Annotated in this window: 7 protein-coding genes; 6 read left to right on the forward strand and 1 reads right to left on the reverse strand. The window is 51.6% G+C overall.

The features are described 5' to 3' along the window. The first annotated feature begins 153 nt into the window (after positions 1–153). Positions 154–1404 (forward strand): glycoside hydrolase family 68 protein, encoded by a 1251-nt coding sequence (locus QZQ97_RS17055; protein ID WP_311994411.1) that lies wholly within the window; start codon positions 154–156, stop codon positions 1402–1404. A gap of 78 nt (positions 1405–1482) precedes the next feature. On the opposite strand, the gene QZQ97_RS17060 is transcribed toward QZQ97_RS17055, so the two are convergent. Beyond that, positions 1483–1908 (reverse strand): GNAT family N-acetyltransferase, encoded by a 426-nt coding sequence (locus QZQ97_RS17060; RefSeq protein WP_062868268.1) that lies wholly within the window; start codon positions 1906–1908, stop codon positions 1483–1485. Positions 1909–3074: 1166 nt separating this feature from the next. Between QZQ97_RS17060 and QZQ97_RS17065 the strand changes: the two genes are divergently transcribed. Genes QZQ97_RS17065 through QZQ97_RS17085 form a run of 5 tightly spaced genes read left to right on the forward strand, consistent with a single transcriptional unit; the run spans position 3075 to position 18298 of the window. Beyond that, positions 3075–4310 carry an MFS transporter gene (locus QZQ97_RS17065; protein WP_311994412.1) on the forward strand — a complete coding sequence of 412 codons (1236 nt, stop codon included), beginning with the start codon at positions 3075–3077 and terminating at the stop codon, positions 4308–4310. A 13-nt stretch (positions 4311–4323) separates the two neighbouring features. After that, positions 4324–5067, forward strand: a complete 744-nt coding sequence (locus QZQ97_RS17070; protein WP_311994413.1) for a thioesterase II family protein — start codon at positions 4324–4326, stop codon at positions 5065–5067. Between the two features lie 27 nt (positions 5068–5094). After that, complete coding sequence (locus QZQ97_RS17075; protein WP_311994414.1) at positions 5095–12696, forward strand: non-ribosomal peptide synthetase/type I polyketide synthase; 7602 nt, start codon at positions 5095–5097, stop codon at positions 12694–12696. Then, positions 12696–17705 (forward strand): non-ribosomal peptide synthetase, encoded by a 5010-nt coding sequence (locus tag QZQ97_RS17080; protein ID WP_311994415.1) that lies wholly within the window; start codon positions 12696–12698, stop codon positions 17703–17705. Before QZQ97_RS17075 ends, QZQ97_RS17080 begins: the two co-directional genes overlap by 1 nt. A gap of 20 nt (positions 17706–17725) precedes the next feature. Continuing rightward, a complete protein-coding gene (locus QZQ97_RS17085) occupies positions 17726–18298 on the forward strand; it encodes a DUF6817 domain-containing protein (RefSeq protein ID WP_311994416.1) in 573 nt (190 codons plus the stop codon). Positions 18299–18300 lie beyond the last annotated feature (2 nt).

An 18300-nucleotide genomic window follows, 5' to 3' on the forward strand; every position in this document is an offset into this window, starting at 1 on the left:
CAAACCTAACCGCATGCATTAGCCAAACCGATTTAGCAATATAGCGGCACGGCCACTCATCAGCCGCAGCGCGTCACATTTTGCCGCGCTCACCGCTCCTGTGCCGCCGTCGTTCCCGGCATGGGGGAGCCTACTTGCCAAGAGGAAATCATTATGACAAACGTAAATTACAAACCGACCATTTGGACCCGCGCAGAGGCGCTGAAAGTCAACGAAAAGGATCCGACCACCACGCAACCATTGGTGAGCGCCGATTTTCCGGTAATGAGCGACAGCGTATTCATCTGGGACACCATGCCGCTGCGCACCCTGGATGGCACCGTGGTCTCCGTCAACGGCTGGTCAGTGATTTTGACGCTGACCGCCGATCGCCATCCGCATGACCCGCAGTACATTGACGGCAATGGCAATTACGACATCAAGCGTGACTGGGAAGATCGCCACGGCCGTGCGCGCATGTGCTACTGGTATTCCCGTACCGGCAAAGACTGGATCTTCGGTGGCCGGGTGATGGCGGAAGGGGTTTCACCGACGACGCGTGAATGGGCCGGTACCCCGATCCTGTTGAATAACGAAGGCGACATCGACCTGTATTACACCTGCGTGACGCCGGGCGCCACCATTGCCAAAGTGCGTGGCCGCATTGTCACGTCGGATGACGGCGTGCAACTGCAGGACTTCAACGAGGTGAAACCGCTGTTCGAGGCCGATGGGGTGTATTACCAGACCGAAGCGCAGAATACCTACTGGAACTTCCGTGACCCAAGCCCGTTTATCGATCCGCAGGATGGCAAGCTGTATATGGTATTCGAAGGCAACGTAGCCGGCGATCGCGGTTCGCATGTGGTTGGCCCGGATGAGTTGGGGCTGGTGCCGCCGGGTCATGAAGAGGTGGGGGGCGCACGTTTCCAGGTGGGCTGCATCGGCCTGGCGGTGGCGAAGGATCACAGCGGTGAAGAGTGGGAGATTTTGCCGCCGCTGGTTACGGCGGTAGGTGTCAACGATCAGACCGAACGCCCGCACTATGTGTTCCAGGACGGCAAGTATTACCTGTTCACCATCAGCCATAAATTCACCTATGCCGAAGGGCTTACCGGGCCGGATGGGGTGTACGGTTTCGTCAGCGAGAGTCTTACCGGGCCTTACACGCCGATGAACGCCTCGGGTCTGGTGCTGGGTAACCCGCCGGAACAGCCTTTCCAGACGTATTCGCACTGCGTGATGCCAAATGGTTTGGTGACGTCATTTATCGACAGCGTGCCGACCGTCGGCGAGGATTACCGTATCGGCGGAACGGAGGCGCCCACGGTACGGATTGTGCTGGAAGGCGACCGTTCCTTTGTGCGCGAGGTGTACGATTACGGTTATATCCCGGCGATGCAGGATATCGTTTTGCAAGGGTAACCTGCGGCTGGTAGCCTGAGCCGTGCCAGAGGCCTGACGATGTCAGGCCTTTTCAGGTTTGCCGCAAGGCGGATGAGGCTATTTTTTCGGCGAGTGCAGCAGGTAGTATTCTTCGCCGCCGTCGTTGCCGGTGGTTATCTTTTGCCAGCCATGCTTATGGTAAAACGCCAGCGCCTTCTCGTTTTTCACCAGGCACTTCAGCGAACCGGTCGCGGTAAAGGTTCGCTCCGCTGCGTGCAGCAGGGCCGTGCCGACGCCGCGTGGCGGCAAGTGAGGATCGACATACAGATTGTGGATAAAGTTATCCTGACGATAAATCGAGACGAACCCCAGCAGTTTTCCCTGATCTTCCGCCACCCAGATATCCTCGCCCAGCGTCGAGCGGTCGAAATCCTCCAGCCGGTAATCTTCGGTATCGCGCCACGTGAACGCCGCCTTGCGCGCGGCCAGATAAAGGGTGCGCAAGAACGGGCGATCGGCTTCTCTATAGGGTCTTGTTTGCATGGCAGCTCCTTTTTATTTTTTGACACTATAGCGCGATTGACCTCACCGGCAGCAACCCCAATAATGGCCTACTTGACTCGGGGTGCCCCAAGGGGCTGAGATTTTACCCGTATTACCTGATCTGGATTATGCTCTCCTCAATAGAAATGGCTGTTTCGGATATCATGTACCATTCTGCGTACCCAGAACGATTTTAAGCCATTCAACGAGCAATTCTGGAGCCTGAAGCTGGGTACACAGATTCGATGAGTCAAACTCTGCGTTGCAGGTGAAATTAAATCTCCGCCTGATCGAGCAGTAAGTGTGAAACGAGAATGCTCCTTGAGAAGGAGTTGGCGAAATTTTTACAATGGTTACAGGGGCCTGCTTATAGGCCAACGATCAAAAATGTGCTGCGTCTCAATCCCGATAAATATTTTACTTCCCTCTCAAGCTACCAAAAAATAATTCAGCAGAATTACCTGACCGAAAACTTATGGCGTTAACGTAAAATCGGTCAAATTATTGATGTTCCTAAATTCGAAAGTCCTCCACTCGCAATCATTAGAGAATATGAATTATATTAGTTCATTTAATAGACACCTTTACAGATCATTCGGTATTACTAAACCTGTACTCAAATCACTGCTCTGGTTTTTTATACTAATGATTGTAATTTTTATGGTTAATAATATTGTTTTGTCGATTGTCATAGTCAATTTTAGATATGTGTTTGGCGGGATTAGATCTAAGTCTAACATTCTCAATCAAATAAAATCTGTAATTTATGTATTTATAATCATTTTATTTGAATAAGATCGCCGTAACATAGTGTTAATTGCTAAATCACTATGGAGCAAATGACTGCTTTTGTTTGTTTTTTAGGTTAAAAATTCTATTTTTTTCAATATAATTTACTTTTTTAACTACAAATTATGGTTTTTAATAAGTGATTTATCCTTTCTTATTTTTAAGCAAGAAAATGCAACCGTTTCCTTCGCGGGCCGCATTTTTTATGGGTTCTGTGCTGTTTGTTACTTTTTGTAAGTTAAAAAGGTGGGTATAAAGTTAATGCCATGTGATTGACAAGGTCTATCAATACAGATTTACTAATCAAACTTACAAAAGCTGAAGATTGGCTGAATCTTATTTACATAGTGACTGTAATAGCAACATAGGGAGCGTTCATGAGTGATAATTCTAAGGCTGTACCTGGGATGGTGAAGAATCAAATGAGCAGTTACAAAGAACGAACGGCCATTTTTACGCTGGTATTACTTTCTGCTTTAGGGCCAGCTTCATTTCAGATTTTTTTGCCTTCTGTGCCTAATATCATTAAAGATTTATCGTCCACTCCAGGAGTAGCAAATCTGACAATTTCGCTCTCAATGTTGAGCTTTGCATTTTTTTCGCTCTTTTACGGAAGAATGGCTGACAGATTTGAAAATAAAAAACTACTGATTATTGGTATGCTTGTGCTGATTGTGGGGAGCATTATCGGGTATTTTTCGAATAATATCGAAATGGTTATATTAGGCAGGGTTATTCAACCAGCGGGTGGGGCGGCAGGTGTCGTTGCAGCACGAGCAATGATTATGCGTTTATATCAAGGCGAGAAAGCAGCTAAAATAATGTCACGTCTAGTTGCTGCAATGATGACAGCTCCTTTAATTGGCGTGCCATTGGGGGGGGTATTGACGGATAACTACGGATGGCGATCTAATTTTACCTTTATCGGTTTATTTGCCTGTGTCGCATTGATTTGCGTAGTGCTTATGGTACCGACTGTCAGAAATACTACCGAAAATAATGCTAACTTCAGCTTGCTGCAAGCCTATAAACAATTAATCAGCAATCATATTTTCTCAGGAAATGTATTCCAGTTTGGACTGTCCCAGTCTGCATTTATGATAATACTGGCTACCTCACCCATTGTGCTGACGACAACATTTGGCTTTACTGCAGCGGAATCCAGTATTGTGCTGTTGATTTGCTCACTCAGCGTCATTGCTGGCAATCTTTTGTCGGGCCGTTTGCCAGACTCTGTTCTGCTGGCACAGCGCCTGAAATGGGGCAGTCTACTCGGCGCTATATTTAGCTTTGCGGGTTTGGTTCTCACACTGATTGCGCCGCTTTCACTTTATGTGCTTGTTATTCCTGCGATGCTGTTTTGCTTCTTTTTCGGTGTAACGGCACCTGCTGCACAGACCAGTGCAATCGGCGCTAACCGTGAATTAGCGGGCACAGCCGCCGGGTTTTGCATGTTTATCAGCATGATTTTGGCCAGTATTGCGACGCAGTTTGCTGCAGAAGTGAATGATGGATCGCCGCATATCTTGATGGGGTCAGTAGCATGTCTTGCGGTAATTGCCTTCATACTGGCACTGAAAGGGTCAAAGCCAGAGTCTTTATTTAATAAGTAAGTAGATGATAATTATGAAAACTCAGTTTATTCGTGAGTGCCATTACTCGCCTGAAAATCGGCATAATCTAATCTGCTTTCCGCATGCTGGAGGTGGTACAGGTCGCTATCATCGCTGGGGGAGTGAGGTTGGGAAATACGCTAATGTTTATGCCCCGGTTATTGCGGGCCGGGAAGAGCGTTTTCCTGAGCGGGCAATGAACAGCGTCGAATCTGTTATTGATGATATTTATGCGAGGATCGGGCCAGTTTCAGCTGAAAAACTTTATGTGTGTGGCGTGAGTTATGGCGCACTGTTGGCGTACGAACTGGCTAATCGTTTCGAAAAACAGGGCATAGTTGTTGATGGCGTTTTTATTGCAAGCCAACGAGCACCCTATGTATGCAAAGAGATTATCGACTGGGAAAATATATCTGATAAAGCATTGGTTGATGCTTTAACGAGTCTCAGTGACAGAAGTAATGCTGGATTTTCGGATGATGAATACTTCTCTATTTTTGCCGATACAATAAGGCGTGATTTGTGTGCTAGTGACAATTTTCAACCAGCACAACCCAGAATTCTAAATGCGCCAATTTATATTAGTTATGGGAATTTAGATCCAGTGATACCCCGTAATTATATTGATTCTTGGGCGACGATGAGTCATGCGTCTATTAATGTGATTGAACATAATACTGGCCATTTCCTGATGGATGAAAATCGGGATATTTGGTTAGGTGATGTTGTGAAGGTTGTGCGCGCTAATTATCTCTGATTATTCTGATTAATGAGGCAAGTGAACATGTCTGAATTAAATTCGGCAGTAGCCACGCTTTATGCCGGCACCGAAATAGCAATAATTGGAATGGCGGGGAAGTTCCCAGGTGCGAAAGATATTAATGAATTCTGGGATAATTTATGTAATTCGAAAGAGGCTGTCACTTGGTTCGAAAAAACCGAAGATACGCGATTTGAAAATGATGACAACTTCATTCCTGCCGCATTTTTGGTCGATGATGTGGATGCCTTCGATGCGAAGTTTTTTTCAATATCAGCGCGTGAAGCTGATATTACCGATCCACAACAACGCTTGTTATTAGAGTGCGCCTGGCATGCACTCGAAGATGGCGGGTACGCCGGTTATGAGCCGCCTTGCCCTGTCGGGGTTTATGTTGCCTGCGGTCCCGCCAGCTATCTGACCCAGCAAGTGTTAGCGAACCGACAAATCAAGTCCCAGACCAGCCAGATGCAATTGCTGATTGGCAATGACAAAGACTATGCGGCTAACCGTATCTCCTACAAACTCAATCTGAAAGGGCCTAGCGTGGTGGTCCAGTCAGCCTGTTCAGGGTCTTTGCTGGCAGTGCATCAGGCGGCGCAAAGCCTTCTGGCGGGAGAGTGTGATATGGCTTTGGCCGGTGGGTTTTCGCTGGAATTTCCACTCTCGCAAGGCTATATCCATCAGGAAGGCAGCATTCTCTCGCGTGACGGCCATTGCCGGCCTTTTAGCGATCGGGCCTCAGGCACGGTGAGGGGCAATGGTGGGGGAGTGGTCCTGCTGAAACGCCTGGAAGATGCAATGGCCGATGGAGACAGGATTTACGCGATTATCCGTGGATCGGCCACCAATAACGATGGTGCGCAGAAGGTTGGGTACGCGGCGCCAAGTGTCGATGGGCAGGCGCAGGTTATCCGCATGGCGCATGCTGCGGCTGATGTGACACCTGACTCGATTGGCTATGTAGAAACCCACGGTACGGGCACCGCGATGGGTGATCCTATTGAAATCGCTGCGCTTAGTCAGGCTTTCTATCCGCATATTGAGGCCGACAGTTGTTTGTTGGGCGCGGTGAAGTCCAATATAGGCCACCTGGATGTGGGGGCCGGGATTGCGGGGCTAATCAAAACCGCCAGGATTGTACAGCAGGGTTTCGTTCCGGCGACACTCCATTTTGAACGCCCAAATCCCGGTATCGATTTTTCTCAAACGCCTTTTCGCGTCGTCAATGTATCTCAGCCCTGGTATCGACCTGGCGTGCGGCGTGCGGGGGTAAGCGCATTCGGTATTGGTGGTTCCAACGTGCACGTTGTTCTTGAACAACCGCCCGTAGTACTCGAGGGACAAAACACACATCAAGTCGATTATCTGGTTTTACCTTTAGCAGCGCAGAGCAAAACGGCACTGCAATCTTTATCTCGGCAATTAGCCGATTACCTCGGCTCCCATCCTGATCTGTCCCTGCGCGATGTAGCCTATACCTTGCGGCGTCGCTATCAGGACTTCCCCTACCGGCAAGTGGTTATGGCACAGACGCTGGAGGAAGCCAGCAAACGATTGGGGGACGATCCACAGCGTACTAAACAGATGGCGATGTGCAGTGAGAAGCCTGTCAGTTGGGTATTGATGTTCCCTGGCCAGGGGACGCATTTTGCCGGTATGGGGAGTAATTTTTATCAGCCTGGCAGCGTATTCGCTGAAACGTTCGACCAGCTCGCTGAGTTGTTTAACGATCATCTTCAGTTCGATCTGCGGACTGTGGTCTTTGATAAGCATGGGGCTGAACTGCTGGAACAGACTGCCGTCGCACAACCGGCGTTGTTCTCTGTCGCCTATGCGATGGCAAAACAGCTCATGGCGATGGGCGTTCAGCCTGATGCCTTTATTGGTCACAGTATTGGCGAGTATATCTGCGCGACACTGTCCGGCATTATGTCGTTGCCTGAAGCTGCCAGGCTGGTTGCGGCACGCGGGCGTCTGATGCAGGCAATGGAGCTGGGCGACATGATGGCAGTGTCGCTGGATGAACAGCAGTTGATCCCGTGCCTGCCAGCAGATATCTCGGTGGCCGCAATTAATCGGCCGTCACTCTGTGTGGTCTCGGGACCGCAGGAATCGGTCGCAAAACTGCGTCAGCAGCTCGAAAATGACGATATCAGCTGCCGCATGCTGGAAACCTCGCATGCGTTTCACTCATCGATGATGGAGCCATGCCTGGAGGCTTATCGCGGCGTACTGGCAGATATCACGTTAGCTGCGCCGCAACAGCCCTTCATCTCTAACTTAACCGGTACGTGGATTACGACGGCACAGGCCACGGATCCTGAATACTGGGTACAACATCTACGGGGAACCGTACGTTTTGCTGATGGGATAAGGACACTCCTTGTCAATCCCTCTTATCACTTTATTGAATGTGGGCCTGGTACATCTCTTAACGGCGCAATAAAGGAAATCACGCGTGTCGAGCAGCGGGAGGGAATCAATGTCATTTCTGTTCTGCCTGCCACGTGGGTAATGCGGAACCCGGATGAAACCCTATTGGGTCTGAAGGCAGGGCTGTGGTGTTGCGGTTATGAAGAGTTTTCAGACGTTCTGACCACCGACGGTCAGCTACTTCCATTACCGGGATATCAGTTTGATCGCACGCGCCATTGGGTTGAAGCGACCCCGCTGGCGGATCAACGCGAAACCGTGAGTGATGAGAACAGTATACCCGACTCTCGTGCGGAACCCGCAACAAGAGCAGAGCGGTTACAGCAGCTGTGGTGTGATGCGCTGGGTATCGAAACGCTGGAGCCCACCGATAATTTCTTCTCACTCGGAGGGGACTCGATTTTGAGTATTCAGATCGCCAGCCGCGCTAAAGCGTATGGCTGCGTCTTCCCGCCGGGCATGATTTTAGATTTCCCTACATTCGACGCCTTCGTTAGCGAGGTAGACCAACGTATTCCTGAAAGCGCTGATGATACATCAGCGTTGGTTGAGGATAATGAGGCAGCCGCAATAGCGGCCGCCTTGTTAAAGGCCCCGCAAGACGCGTTCGAACCGTTTCCGCTGACGGACATTCAGTATGCCTACTGGATTGCCCGCAATACAGGGAACCCGGAAAGGCGCATGGCTGCTCATGCTTATGAAGAGTTCGAATGCTATCAACTCGATGCAGCGCGCCTGGAGATGGCGCTAAACGCAATGATCAAGCGGCACAGTATGCTGCGCACGGTGTTCGATGATAATGGCATGCAGCGGACGCTGCCTGAAGTACCGCCATACCGCATTACCATCAACGACTACAGCAGCCGATCCCATCAGGAGGCCACGGATTACCTCAGTGCGTGGCGTGAGGGCAAATCCCATCAGGTGATGGATTATCGTCAATGGCCACTGTTTGATTTATCAATCTCGCATATGCCGGATAGCACATCGCGCCTGCATATCAGCTTCGACTTATTGATTCTGGATGCGTGGAGTATCACGTTGTTCTGGAGTGAGCTGGAAGCCTGCTATCAGGATGCCAGCTACCAGCCAGAGCGCTGTGATGTTGAATTTCGTGATTACGTCCTGGCCGAACAGCGTCTGGAAGCCAGTGGTGCATTTGCCACGGCAAAAGCTTACTGGCAGTCGCGGAGCGCGGGTTTTCCTTCCGCCCCGGCGTTACCCTTAATTGCCGATCCCGATACGTTAGAGCCGCATCGTTTTGTTCGCAGAGAAACACGACTGCCAGCTGATGTATGGCAGCAGATCAAAAAGAGTGCCAGTTGCCACGGTGTTACGGCATCAACCCTGTTACTCACTGCCTACTCGGAAGTGCTGGCCGTCTGGGCTGAATCGCCGCACTTCTGCCTGAATCTTCCGGCATTTAACCGGCTAGAGGTTGATCCCGGCATTTATAACGTGATGGGAGACTTTACTTCGGTACTGCTGTTTGAAGCCGATCTACGTGAAGAATCAACATTTATCGACCGTGCGCGCGCGATGCAAAAAAGGCTGTGGGATGATCTGGCAGCGCTGCAATATAACGGAATTAAAGTGCTGCGGGATATTGCAGAACAGCGCGAGCAGCGGGTGCTGATGCCTTATGTCTTTACCAGCCTGATTTTCCCTTCTGCGCAGGATAAACCGATCATTAGCCGTCTTGGCAAGTTGATCGACGGCATCTCACAGACGCCGCATGTCTGGCTGGATTGTCAGGTGTATGAAGCAGGCGGCGATCTGCTGATTAACTGGGATGTATTAGACGGTATTTTTGACCCCGCTATGCTGGCAAATATGTTCGCTGATTACCGCACGCTGTTGCTGAAAATGGCGCACCACCCGGCACTCTGGCAAGACAACAGTTGGCGTGAGCAGTGGGCAGAGCGCTTTAACCGAGGCGTGGTGGCTGCATCGAACCAGACCGCATGCGAGGTCGTTCCTGCTTTATTGCATCAGGCTTTCCTGCGCTGGGCAGACGTGACGCCAGAAGCGCCCGCACTCATTGGGAATGACACCATCAGCTACGGTGAACTGGCTCGATTCACCTCCGCAGTGGCGGAACGGATCCAGAGCGCGGGCGCGGTTCCGTCATCGGCGGTGGCAATTGTGGCGGAGAAGAGCTGGCAGCAGGTTGCGGGCATCCTGGCAATCTTGCGCGCGGGATGCACTTATGTGCCGTTAGATCCCTCGCTTCCAAAAGAACGCCTGCATACCTTACTCAACATGGCGGATATCCATATTGCCGTGGTTACCGAGGAGTGTGCAGCGGCCACCGAATGGCCTGGAGGGCTGCAGCGGATTGTGTTGTCTGATGCCTTATACCATCACGCGGCGACCTGTGCGGAGGTGGCGGTGTCACCGGATGCACTGGCCTATATCATCTTTACCTCCGGGACCACCGGTACCCCGAAGGGAGTGATGATCAGCCATGCCGCTGCGCATAACACGGTGTCAGATATCAACCGCCGTTATCAGCTAAATCGTAATGACCGGGTATTAGCCCTTTCCTCAGCGACTTTTGACCTGTCGGTTTACGACATTTTTGGACCTCTCAGCGTCGGTGGTGCCGTGGTTATACCGGATGCCCGGTTGAGTAAAGATCCGGAACATTGGATCAGCCGTATTGAATGGTATCAAGTCACGCTATGGAATAGCGTTCCCGCACTGATGGAGCTGCTGGTGTCAGCGCTTGAATCCCATCGGAAAACACTACCCTCTGTGCGGCTGATCATGATGAGTGGCGACTGGATACCGGTTTCATTGCCTGCGCGTATTGAAAAAACTCTGCCAGAAGCGTTGCAAATCAGCCTTGGCGGCGCGACGGAAGCGTCGATTTGGTCAATCTTCCACCCCATTGTGCGCGAGGATCGTCAGCGGGCCAGCATTCCGTACGGCAAAGCGCTGGCTAACCAGAAGTTCTATGTCCTTGACCAGCAAATGCGCATCCGTCCAATAGGCGTTGCAGGAGAGTTGTATATTGGTGGTGACGGCCTTTCGTTGGGCTATCTTGGCAATCCGGCAGAAACGGCGAAACGCTTTATCAGCCACCCTCGTACCGGAGAGAAACTCTACCGCACCGGGGATATGGGGCGCTGGATGGCTGATGGCAGCATCGAATTTCTGGGCAGACTGGATAACCAGCTCAAAATAAATGGTTTCAGGGTCGAGACGGGTGAGATTGAGTCGATTGCGTTGAAATGCGATGGTGTGACAGGCTGCATCGTCGGCGCTCATCAGCACCAAGGATCGAAGCTGTTGGTGGCCTGGGTCACCCTGAATGAAGATTGCCCGAATGGCGTTGCACGGCTGCGGCGGCATCTGGCCGAAAGACTGCCCGAATACATGGTGCCGAAATTGATCACGGTTGTTCCGGGCTTTGCATTAACCGCAAATGGAAAAGTCGATGTTAAGCAGCTACCTTCCCCTGTTCTGCTTGACTTGGCACCACAGCAGATTGCCGCGAAAAATGATACTGAAGCGCAGGTGGCGGTGCTGGTGCAGGCCATCATGCAATGCACGACGTTCAGCGTTGAGCAGGATCTGTTTACGTTGGGCATGGATTCTCGCCGACTGACCGAGTTGGTTACACTCATCCGGCATGAGATGTGCCCGTTGTTTCCGCTACGGGCCGCGTTCGAACACGCGAACGTGCGTGCTATCAGCCAGGTGGTTGAAGAGTATCAGCCTGCTGCTTGCTCCGATGAGACAAGTCAATCCGGTGTGCAAAAGGCAGAGCGGCGTGATAGCTATCCGTTGTCTTCAGCGCAGCTACGCTTATGGTTCCACGATCAATGTTATCCAGGTAATACCACCTATAACTTGGTGGAGCCTTTTGCCCTTGAGGGGGAGCTGGATGTGGCGTTGTTCACCCAGGCGCTGACCGGGTTTATTCAGCAGCATCCGGTGTTGACCTGCGCGATCTCTGACGATGTCGCTGAGCCGTATATGGTGCTACGCCCGGACGCTCAACCACTTATCCGCATGAGCGACTGTAGCGACGTTGCAGAAAACAAACGCCATTACTTTATCGGGCAGCATATTCAGCGCGAAGCGAACACCCCGCTTAAAGCTAATGCGGGCGAGTTGTTCAAATTACATCTGCTGCGTTTTTCTCCGCGTGAACATGTGTTGATTGTGGTTGCACACCATATCATCTGGGATGGCTGGTCTACTGCCATCATGATCAAAGAAGTGAGTCAACGTTATCGCGCCTTGCTCAATGGTCAACCGCTGCACTTGCCGGCTGACGCGCTCAATTTCTTTGACGTTTGCTGCTGGGAACAAAGCCAGATTGCAACCGATGCGTTTGCCGCACAGCGTGAATATTGGTTGAAGCAACTGGGTGGTGCGCTACCCGTCCTGGCATTGCCGATCGTTACGGGTGAGCCGGCGACGGGGGGACAGCGCCATGTCTTCCATATCACAACACCGGTTGCCACGGCATTCACTGACCTGTGTTCTGCGCTGAGTGTTACGCCTTTCATGGGTTACATGTCGGTTTGGCAGCTGGTTCTGGGGTGGTGGTGCCATCAGGATGACATCATTGTCGGTACGCCTGCGGGCCACCGCGCGGATCCGGCATTGACCAATGTTATTGGTTTCATGGTCAACAGCCTGGCGATCCGCACTCATCTTGATCGTGAGCAGTCCTTTACTCAACTGGCACAGCAGGTACGTCTTACCTGCCTTGATGCTTACATCAATCAGGATATCCCCTTTGATCAGGTGGTGAGTCTTCTCCGTCCGCGTCGTTCCGATGCGGAATCGTCACCTATTTATCGTTCCTGGTTCGTTTTGCACGATGTGCCGGTTCCTCAGTGGGATATCGATGGGATCGCGTCTCGCCTGCTGGATGCTGAATTCCTACTGGACGTCCATGACATCAAGCTGTCACTCGTCAGTAATAGTGCGGGAGTGGAGGGTGGGCTTGACTATCGTAACGGCCTTTTTGCTCAGGAAGATGTCGGGATACTGTGTGATTGTTTCGTCGGTTTAGTGGCTCGGATTGTAACCAACACGGAAACGCCCCTCTGTCAGCTAATGCAGTGGCTGGACACTGAAAAAGCGCGACTCAAACACCAGCAGCACCCCGTTGACGCTCTCCCGTCATGGAGTTTCTCTAATAACCGTCGTCGAGTGAAGGAACTGTGATGAATAACCCTCCAAGCGTTGTCGGGCATTTCTGTCCGTCGGATTATGGATACAGCTTACACAACGCGTTTTTTCGCCAGGCAATACGCACGCCAGCGGCAATTGCTCTTCGCGATGATGCCGGTGTGATGACCTACGCTGAGTTACGGGAGCAAGCCTGCGCTATTGCCTCCTCTTTGCGCAGTCATGGACTGATGCCGGAAACGGCGGTCGGGGTGTATTTACCCCGCGATCGCAATTTACCCGCTGCATTGATCGGCATTATGGCCGCCGGCTGCGCCTATTTGCCGCTTGACCCACGTTACCCGCAGCAGCGCATTGAGCAGTTAATCACGATAGGGCAGGTTCAGTGTGTCATTACCACGCGATTGCTGGCGGAGACATTGCCTGGTGATATCACGGCCATTTGCATTGAAGATATTGCGTTGGCCGATCTGGACCATGTTCTGAATAACGACCCTGCACAGTCAAACTCACTGGCTTACTTTATTTTTACTTCGGGTTCAACGGGGGTGCCAAAGGGAGTGATGATTGAGCATGGCAATGCACTGTCACTTCTTTACTGGGCGCATCATTTTTATTCGTCATCGCAGCTGGCAAGTGTCGCATTTACTACTTCGATCACCTTTGATCTCTCGGTGTTTGAAATCTTTGTGCCGCTGAGCGCGGGGGGAATGATCCACATCTTGGAAAATGGCTTATCGCTGCTTGACTGGAAGTGGCGCGACGTGCTGACGCTGCTGAATACAGTGCCTTCTGTGCTCAATGAAGTGGCGAAGCTGGGGCATTTACCACAGCAGCTTTCGGTGATTAACCTAGCCGGTGAACCGCTGCCTGCAAGCTTAGTGCTGGTATTGCGCGCGCAGTGCCCCGATGCGCAGATTTTCAACTTATATGGACCTTCGGAAGATACGACCTATTCCACCGTAAGCGAGGTTTTGGCGAGCGATGACCAGCCTACCATTGGCCTTGCGATGCTGGGACGCCACTGCTATTTGCTGAATGAAAGTGGTAATGAGGTCGCGCACGGAGAGGTTGGAGAGATCTACGTGGCCGGGCCGGGTGTTGCACGCGGATATTACGGACGCCCCGACCTTGAGAGCGTATTTATGCCGGATAAACGGCAACCAGACACCTATCGCATGTACCGTACCGGTGATTTTGGTCGCCAGCTTGCCGACGGGCGGATCTTGTGTCTGGGGCGACGTGACGATCAGGTGAAAATTCGTGGTCATCGCGTTGAAATCGGTGAAGTGGACGCAACAATGCGAAAGCATCCCGCGGTGGCAGAGGTTGCGGTGGTGGTGGTCGATTCACCCGCACGCGGAAAGTTTCTGCGCTGTGCGCTCGAACTGCGCGGCAGCACAAACCAAGCCGATATCGCCGCGTGGGCGAGCGCACGCTTGCCGGCGTTTATGATCCCCTCAGAGTGGCAGGTCTTTGACAAGCTTCCGCGACTGCCAAACGGCAAAATTGATCGGGCTTACCTGCGTAAAGCCGCAACTGTCAGGGCACACTTAACCGACGATCAGCATCCTATGGGGCAGACTGAAGAAACCCTGGCACAGTGCTGGCGTCGTTTGTTAGAGCAGCCGACGATTGGCCGGCATGACAGTTTTTTTGCTCTGGGTGGGCATTCCCTGTTGTTCACCCGTTTGCAGTATCACATCCGTGAAATCTTCTCGGTCAGCATTGAGCTGGCAGCGTTGATGTCAGCGTCCACATTGGCTGAACAAGCCAAATTGATAGCTCAATCCGACGTGATAGACGATCGCGCCGGAAGCAGCGAAGAGCTGTCCTGCACACCTTCTCAGCGCAGAATGTGGACCTTGGAAAAGCTGCTGCCGGGATCGCCGCGTTACAATATTGCAAACACTTTCCAACTGCAGGGCGAGCTGGATAACCAACGGCTGATTGCGGCGCTGACCGCAACGGCGGCACACCATGCCATGCTGCACACGGTATATGGTGAGTCCGACCGTGGCCTGCAACCTGTGCCACTGGCCGAACACCGCGTGAACGTGTTGCAGAAAAATTTGAGCCAGATGCCGCTGGTTCAGGCACTGGAGCAGGCCAAAACTCTGTCCAGCGCTTTCCAGCGACAGCCGTTTGAACTGAGTAGCAATGTACCCTTCGGTGTGCAAATTATCACTGTTGCTCCCACCTTGCACTTGGTGGATATCAAAACCCATCACATTGCGGCCGATGGATCGATGGAGCTGCTAGTGGAGGAGATCTCGTTCCGCTATAACCGCCCGCACGCCCCCATACAGAGCTGCCGATCGTATAATGACTACGCCCAATATTTGCTGACTCCGTCGCTGCAAATGGAGCAGGAAAAGTCGCTGCAATGGTGGCAAATGGCGCTCGCGAATCCACCAGAGCTTTTACGCTTACCTTTCGACAAACCGGCTAAACGAAGCACGACCGGTGTTGGGCAACTGCTAAGCATCACGGTGGATCAGGAGACGGTACGCTCTTTGTTGAAGTTGTGTCAGCAGCATCAGGGGTCGTTGTTCCACGGTCTGCTGGCCGTTACCTGGGCATTTCTGGGCAAACTGTCAGAAAGTGACGATGTGTTGCTGGCTTTGCCAGTACATACCCGTCCGTCGGAATACGCCAGAACGGTCGGAAATTTTGTTAATACTGCTATTGCGCGCGGACGGCCACATGCCGCCATGACCTTTGAACAGTTACTACAGGCCGCGAAAGAGAACACCCTTCAGCTGTTGCGGCATGCAGATGTGCCTTTTGAGTCAGTATTGAATGCGGTGAAAGGGTTACGTTCCGCTGAAGGCGTACCGTCCGTGAATGTCATGCTGTCACTGTTAGTATCTCCGGCACTTCTGGAGTTGGAGGGCTGCCAGACAACCTTCTTGCCTGTAGATCTTGGCACCAGCCGTTTTGACCTCGGCCTGTTTTTCCGTTACGACAATACCGGGCTGGTGCTGAACCTGGAATACGATACGCAGCGGTTTAGTGATGCTATGGCGAGGAATTTGTCGCAGACCTGGGCCGGATTTTGCGCGAATCTGACGGCAAATAGCAGAGCACCGCTGTCTCAGGTCGGTCTGTTATCTGAGGCGTGTCATCAGAAAATTGTGGAGGATTGGAACAACACGAAAACGGCTGTGGCGTTTGAAGGGCGCATCGACATGCTTTTCTCGCAACGTGTTGTCGGGCAACCCGACCACACCGCTCTGATTGCGGGTCAGGATGTGCTGAGCTATCAGCAGCTCGATCGGAGTGCGAACCAGCTGGCCTGGAGCCTGCGTGATGCTGGTGTGCCGGTGGGGGCTCATGTAGGGATTTTATGTGAACGCGGTGCGGCAATGGTTATTGCCGTACTGGCAGTGCTGAAGGCGGGATGTGTCTATGTGCCGATCGACCCGTCGACACCTGCAGAACGCTGTCGGCTTATGGCCACCGTTGCCAACTTTTCTGGCCTGATCAGTGATGACGCTTTGCGTAATAAAGCGCTGAGCATTCAGGCTGAAGTACCACTGACGCTGATCTGGGCGGACTCTGATGCACATCGCATGCAGTGTGACACGCCGCCGGACAATCCAGCTACGGCGGATGATCGTGCCTATATTATTTTTACCTCCGGTACCACGGGAATACCGAAAGCCGTCGCGGTGAAACACCGACCGGCGGTCAACCTGATTGACTGGGTTAATCGCACGTTTGCGGTTTCTCCCGTGGATAAACTTCTGTTTGTCACGTCGATCGCATTCGACCTTTCCGTTTATGACATGATGGGCACGCTGGCAGCGGGTGCGACGCTGCGCGTAGCGAGCCGGGAAGAAATTCGTAACCCTGAACTCCTGAGCCAGATTGTCAGCCGGGAAGCGATAACCTTCTGGAATTCGGCGCCGGTGATCCTCGATCAACTTATCCCTTATCTGGATGTAACAGGTAACCCGCATCTCCGGCTGGCATTTTTATCCGGTGACTGGATCCCGGTGTCGCTGCCGACCCGGCTGGCGGAAAAATGCCCTAAAGCAGAGCTGATCGCGCTGGGTGGCGCCACCGAAGCCGTTATTTGGTCCAACTTTTTCCCGACATCCGGCAATCAAAGAGAGCTGAGTAGCATTCCTTACGGCAAGCCAATTCAGAATGCACGCTACTACATTCTGGACCCGCATCAGTTGCCGGTACCGGTCGGGGTTGAGGGCGACTTGTATATTGGTGGTGATGTGCTGGCCGAGGGTTACTACGGTGATGCACATCGCACAGCGGAGAAATTCTGTCGCGATCCTTTTGTCGCCGCCCCTTCAGCCAGAATGTATTTCACTGGAGATCGGGCGCGGTTCTTTGACGACGGTAATATTGAGTTCCTTGGGCGGCAGGACTCACAGGTCAAAATCAATGGCTATCGCATCGAAATCGATGAAATCGAAGCGGCGATCCTGAGATGTGAAGGCATTGTGGCGACGCACGTATCAAGAAAAGGTGAACGACACCATTACTGGCTTTGTGCCTACATCGTCGGTCAGGCAATGACTCAGCCAGATATTGCGCTGATTAAAGGAACGTTAAGTCAGAGTCTGCCTGAATATATGATTCCCGCTTTGTTTATTACGATTGATGAAATGCCGGTAACGGTAAATGGAAAGCTTGATAAAAGTAAATTGCCGGAACCTAAGTTGAATGTAAAAGATACTGAGATGTCGTCGGAAAATGGAATGTGTATTGAGGAGAAAGTAAAAAACGTCTGGCGAATTGTTTTAAATAGAAATGAAATTAGTCTTACGGACAACTTTTTTGATGCAGGGGGAGACTCTGCCAGGCTTATCCAAACGCATCGGGCATTACAGGATGAAATAGGGTTTAATTTCCCAGTAATGAGTTTATTCCAGTACACCACAATTCGTTCGTTGGCTCAGTGGTTAAAAGGACATTCAGAAAAACAAGCTGCAACTCAGCTCGTGCCGACAGATAAAAACCTGACAGCCAGGCAACGCGTTATGCAACTCCAAAAGAATCGTAAAAACATTAATCGATAACCAAACTGTTCGAGGATCTTATGATGGAAACAGCTACAGTCGTTGAACGTTATCAGAATGACTTCGTTACGCTTGGCGTACACAAGGTTGCTCATCTGGATGAACCCCTGATGAATCATCTGATCCGTACTTACGAAATATTGTGCCGGATGTCGTGTGAGGAGCAGGTGTGCCTGGCCGGTCTTTTCCACGGCTGTTATGGCACACAGGGCCTGCATACGGATGAAATCGGTGATATTCCTGAAACCCAGCGCCAGATAGTGCGTAATTGCACGGGTACTCAGGTTGAAAGCCTGGTTTATCATTTTTCGGTGATGAGCTATGAGTCGCTCAGTAAAAGCTTTCGCAACCTGTTGAAAGCCGATGGCATACCTGCATTAAAAGATCGCCGTAGCGGCGAAGCCATTACTGTTACTCGTGAATATTTCGAAAAACTGCTGACCTTAAAATTAGCGGATGTGCTTGCACATGCCCCCACGCACAAAAATCATACCTGCACCAATATTCCTGCCCAATACGGCGCATTCTGGGAAATGGTCGCAGAGTATTTTGGTGGCAATAAGATACGTGTCTGGAATGAGATAGTCAGCTAACT

The sequence above is a fragment of the Serratia sp. root2 genome, from assembly GCF_031931805.1.
GTDB lineage: Bacteria > Pseudomonadota > Gammaproteobacteria > Enterobacterales > Enterobacteriaceae > Serratia > Serratia inhibens.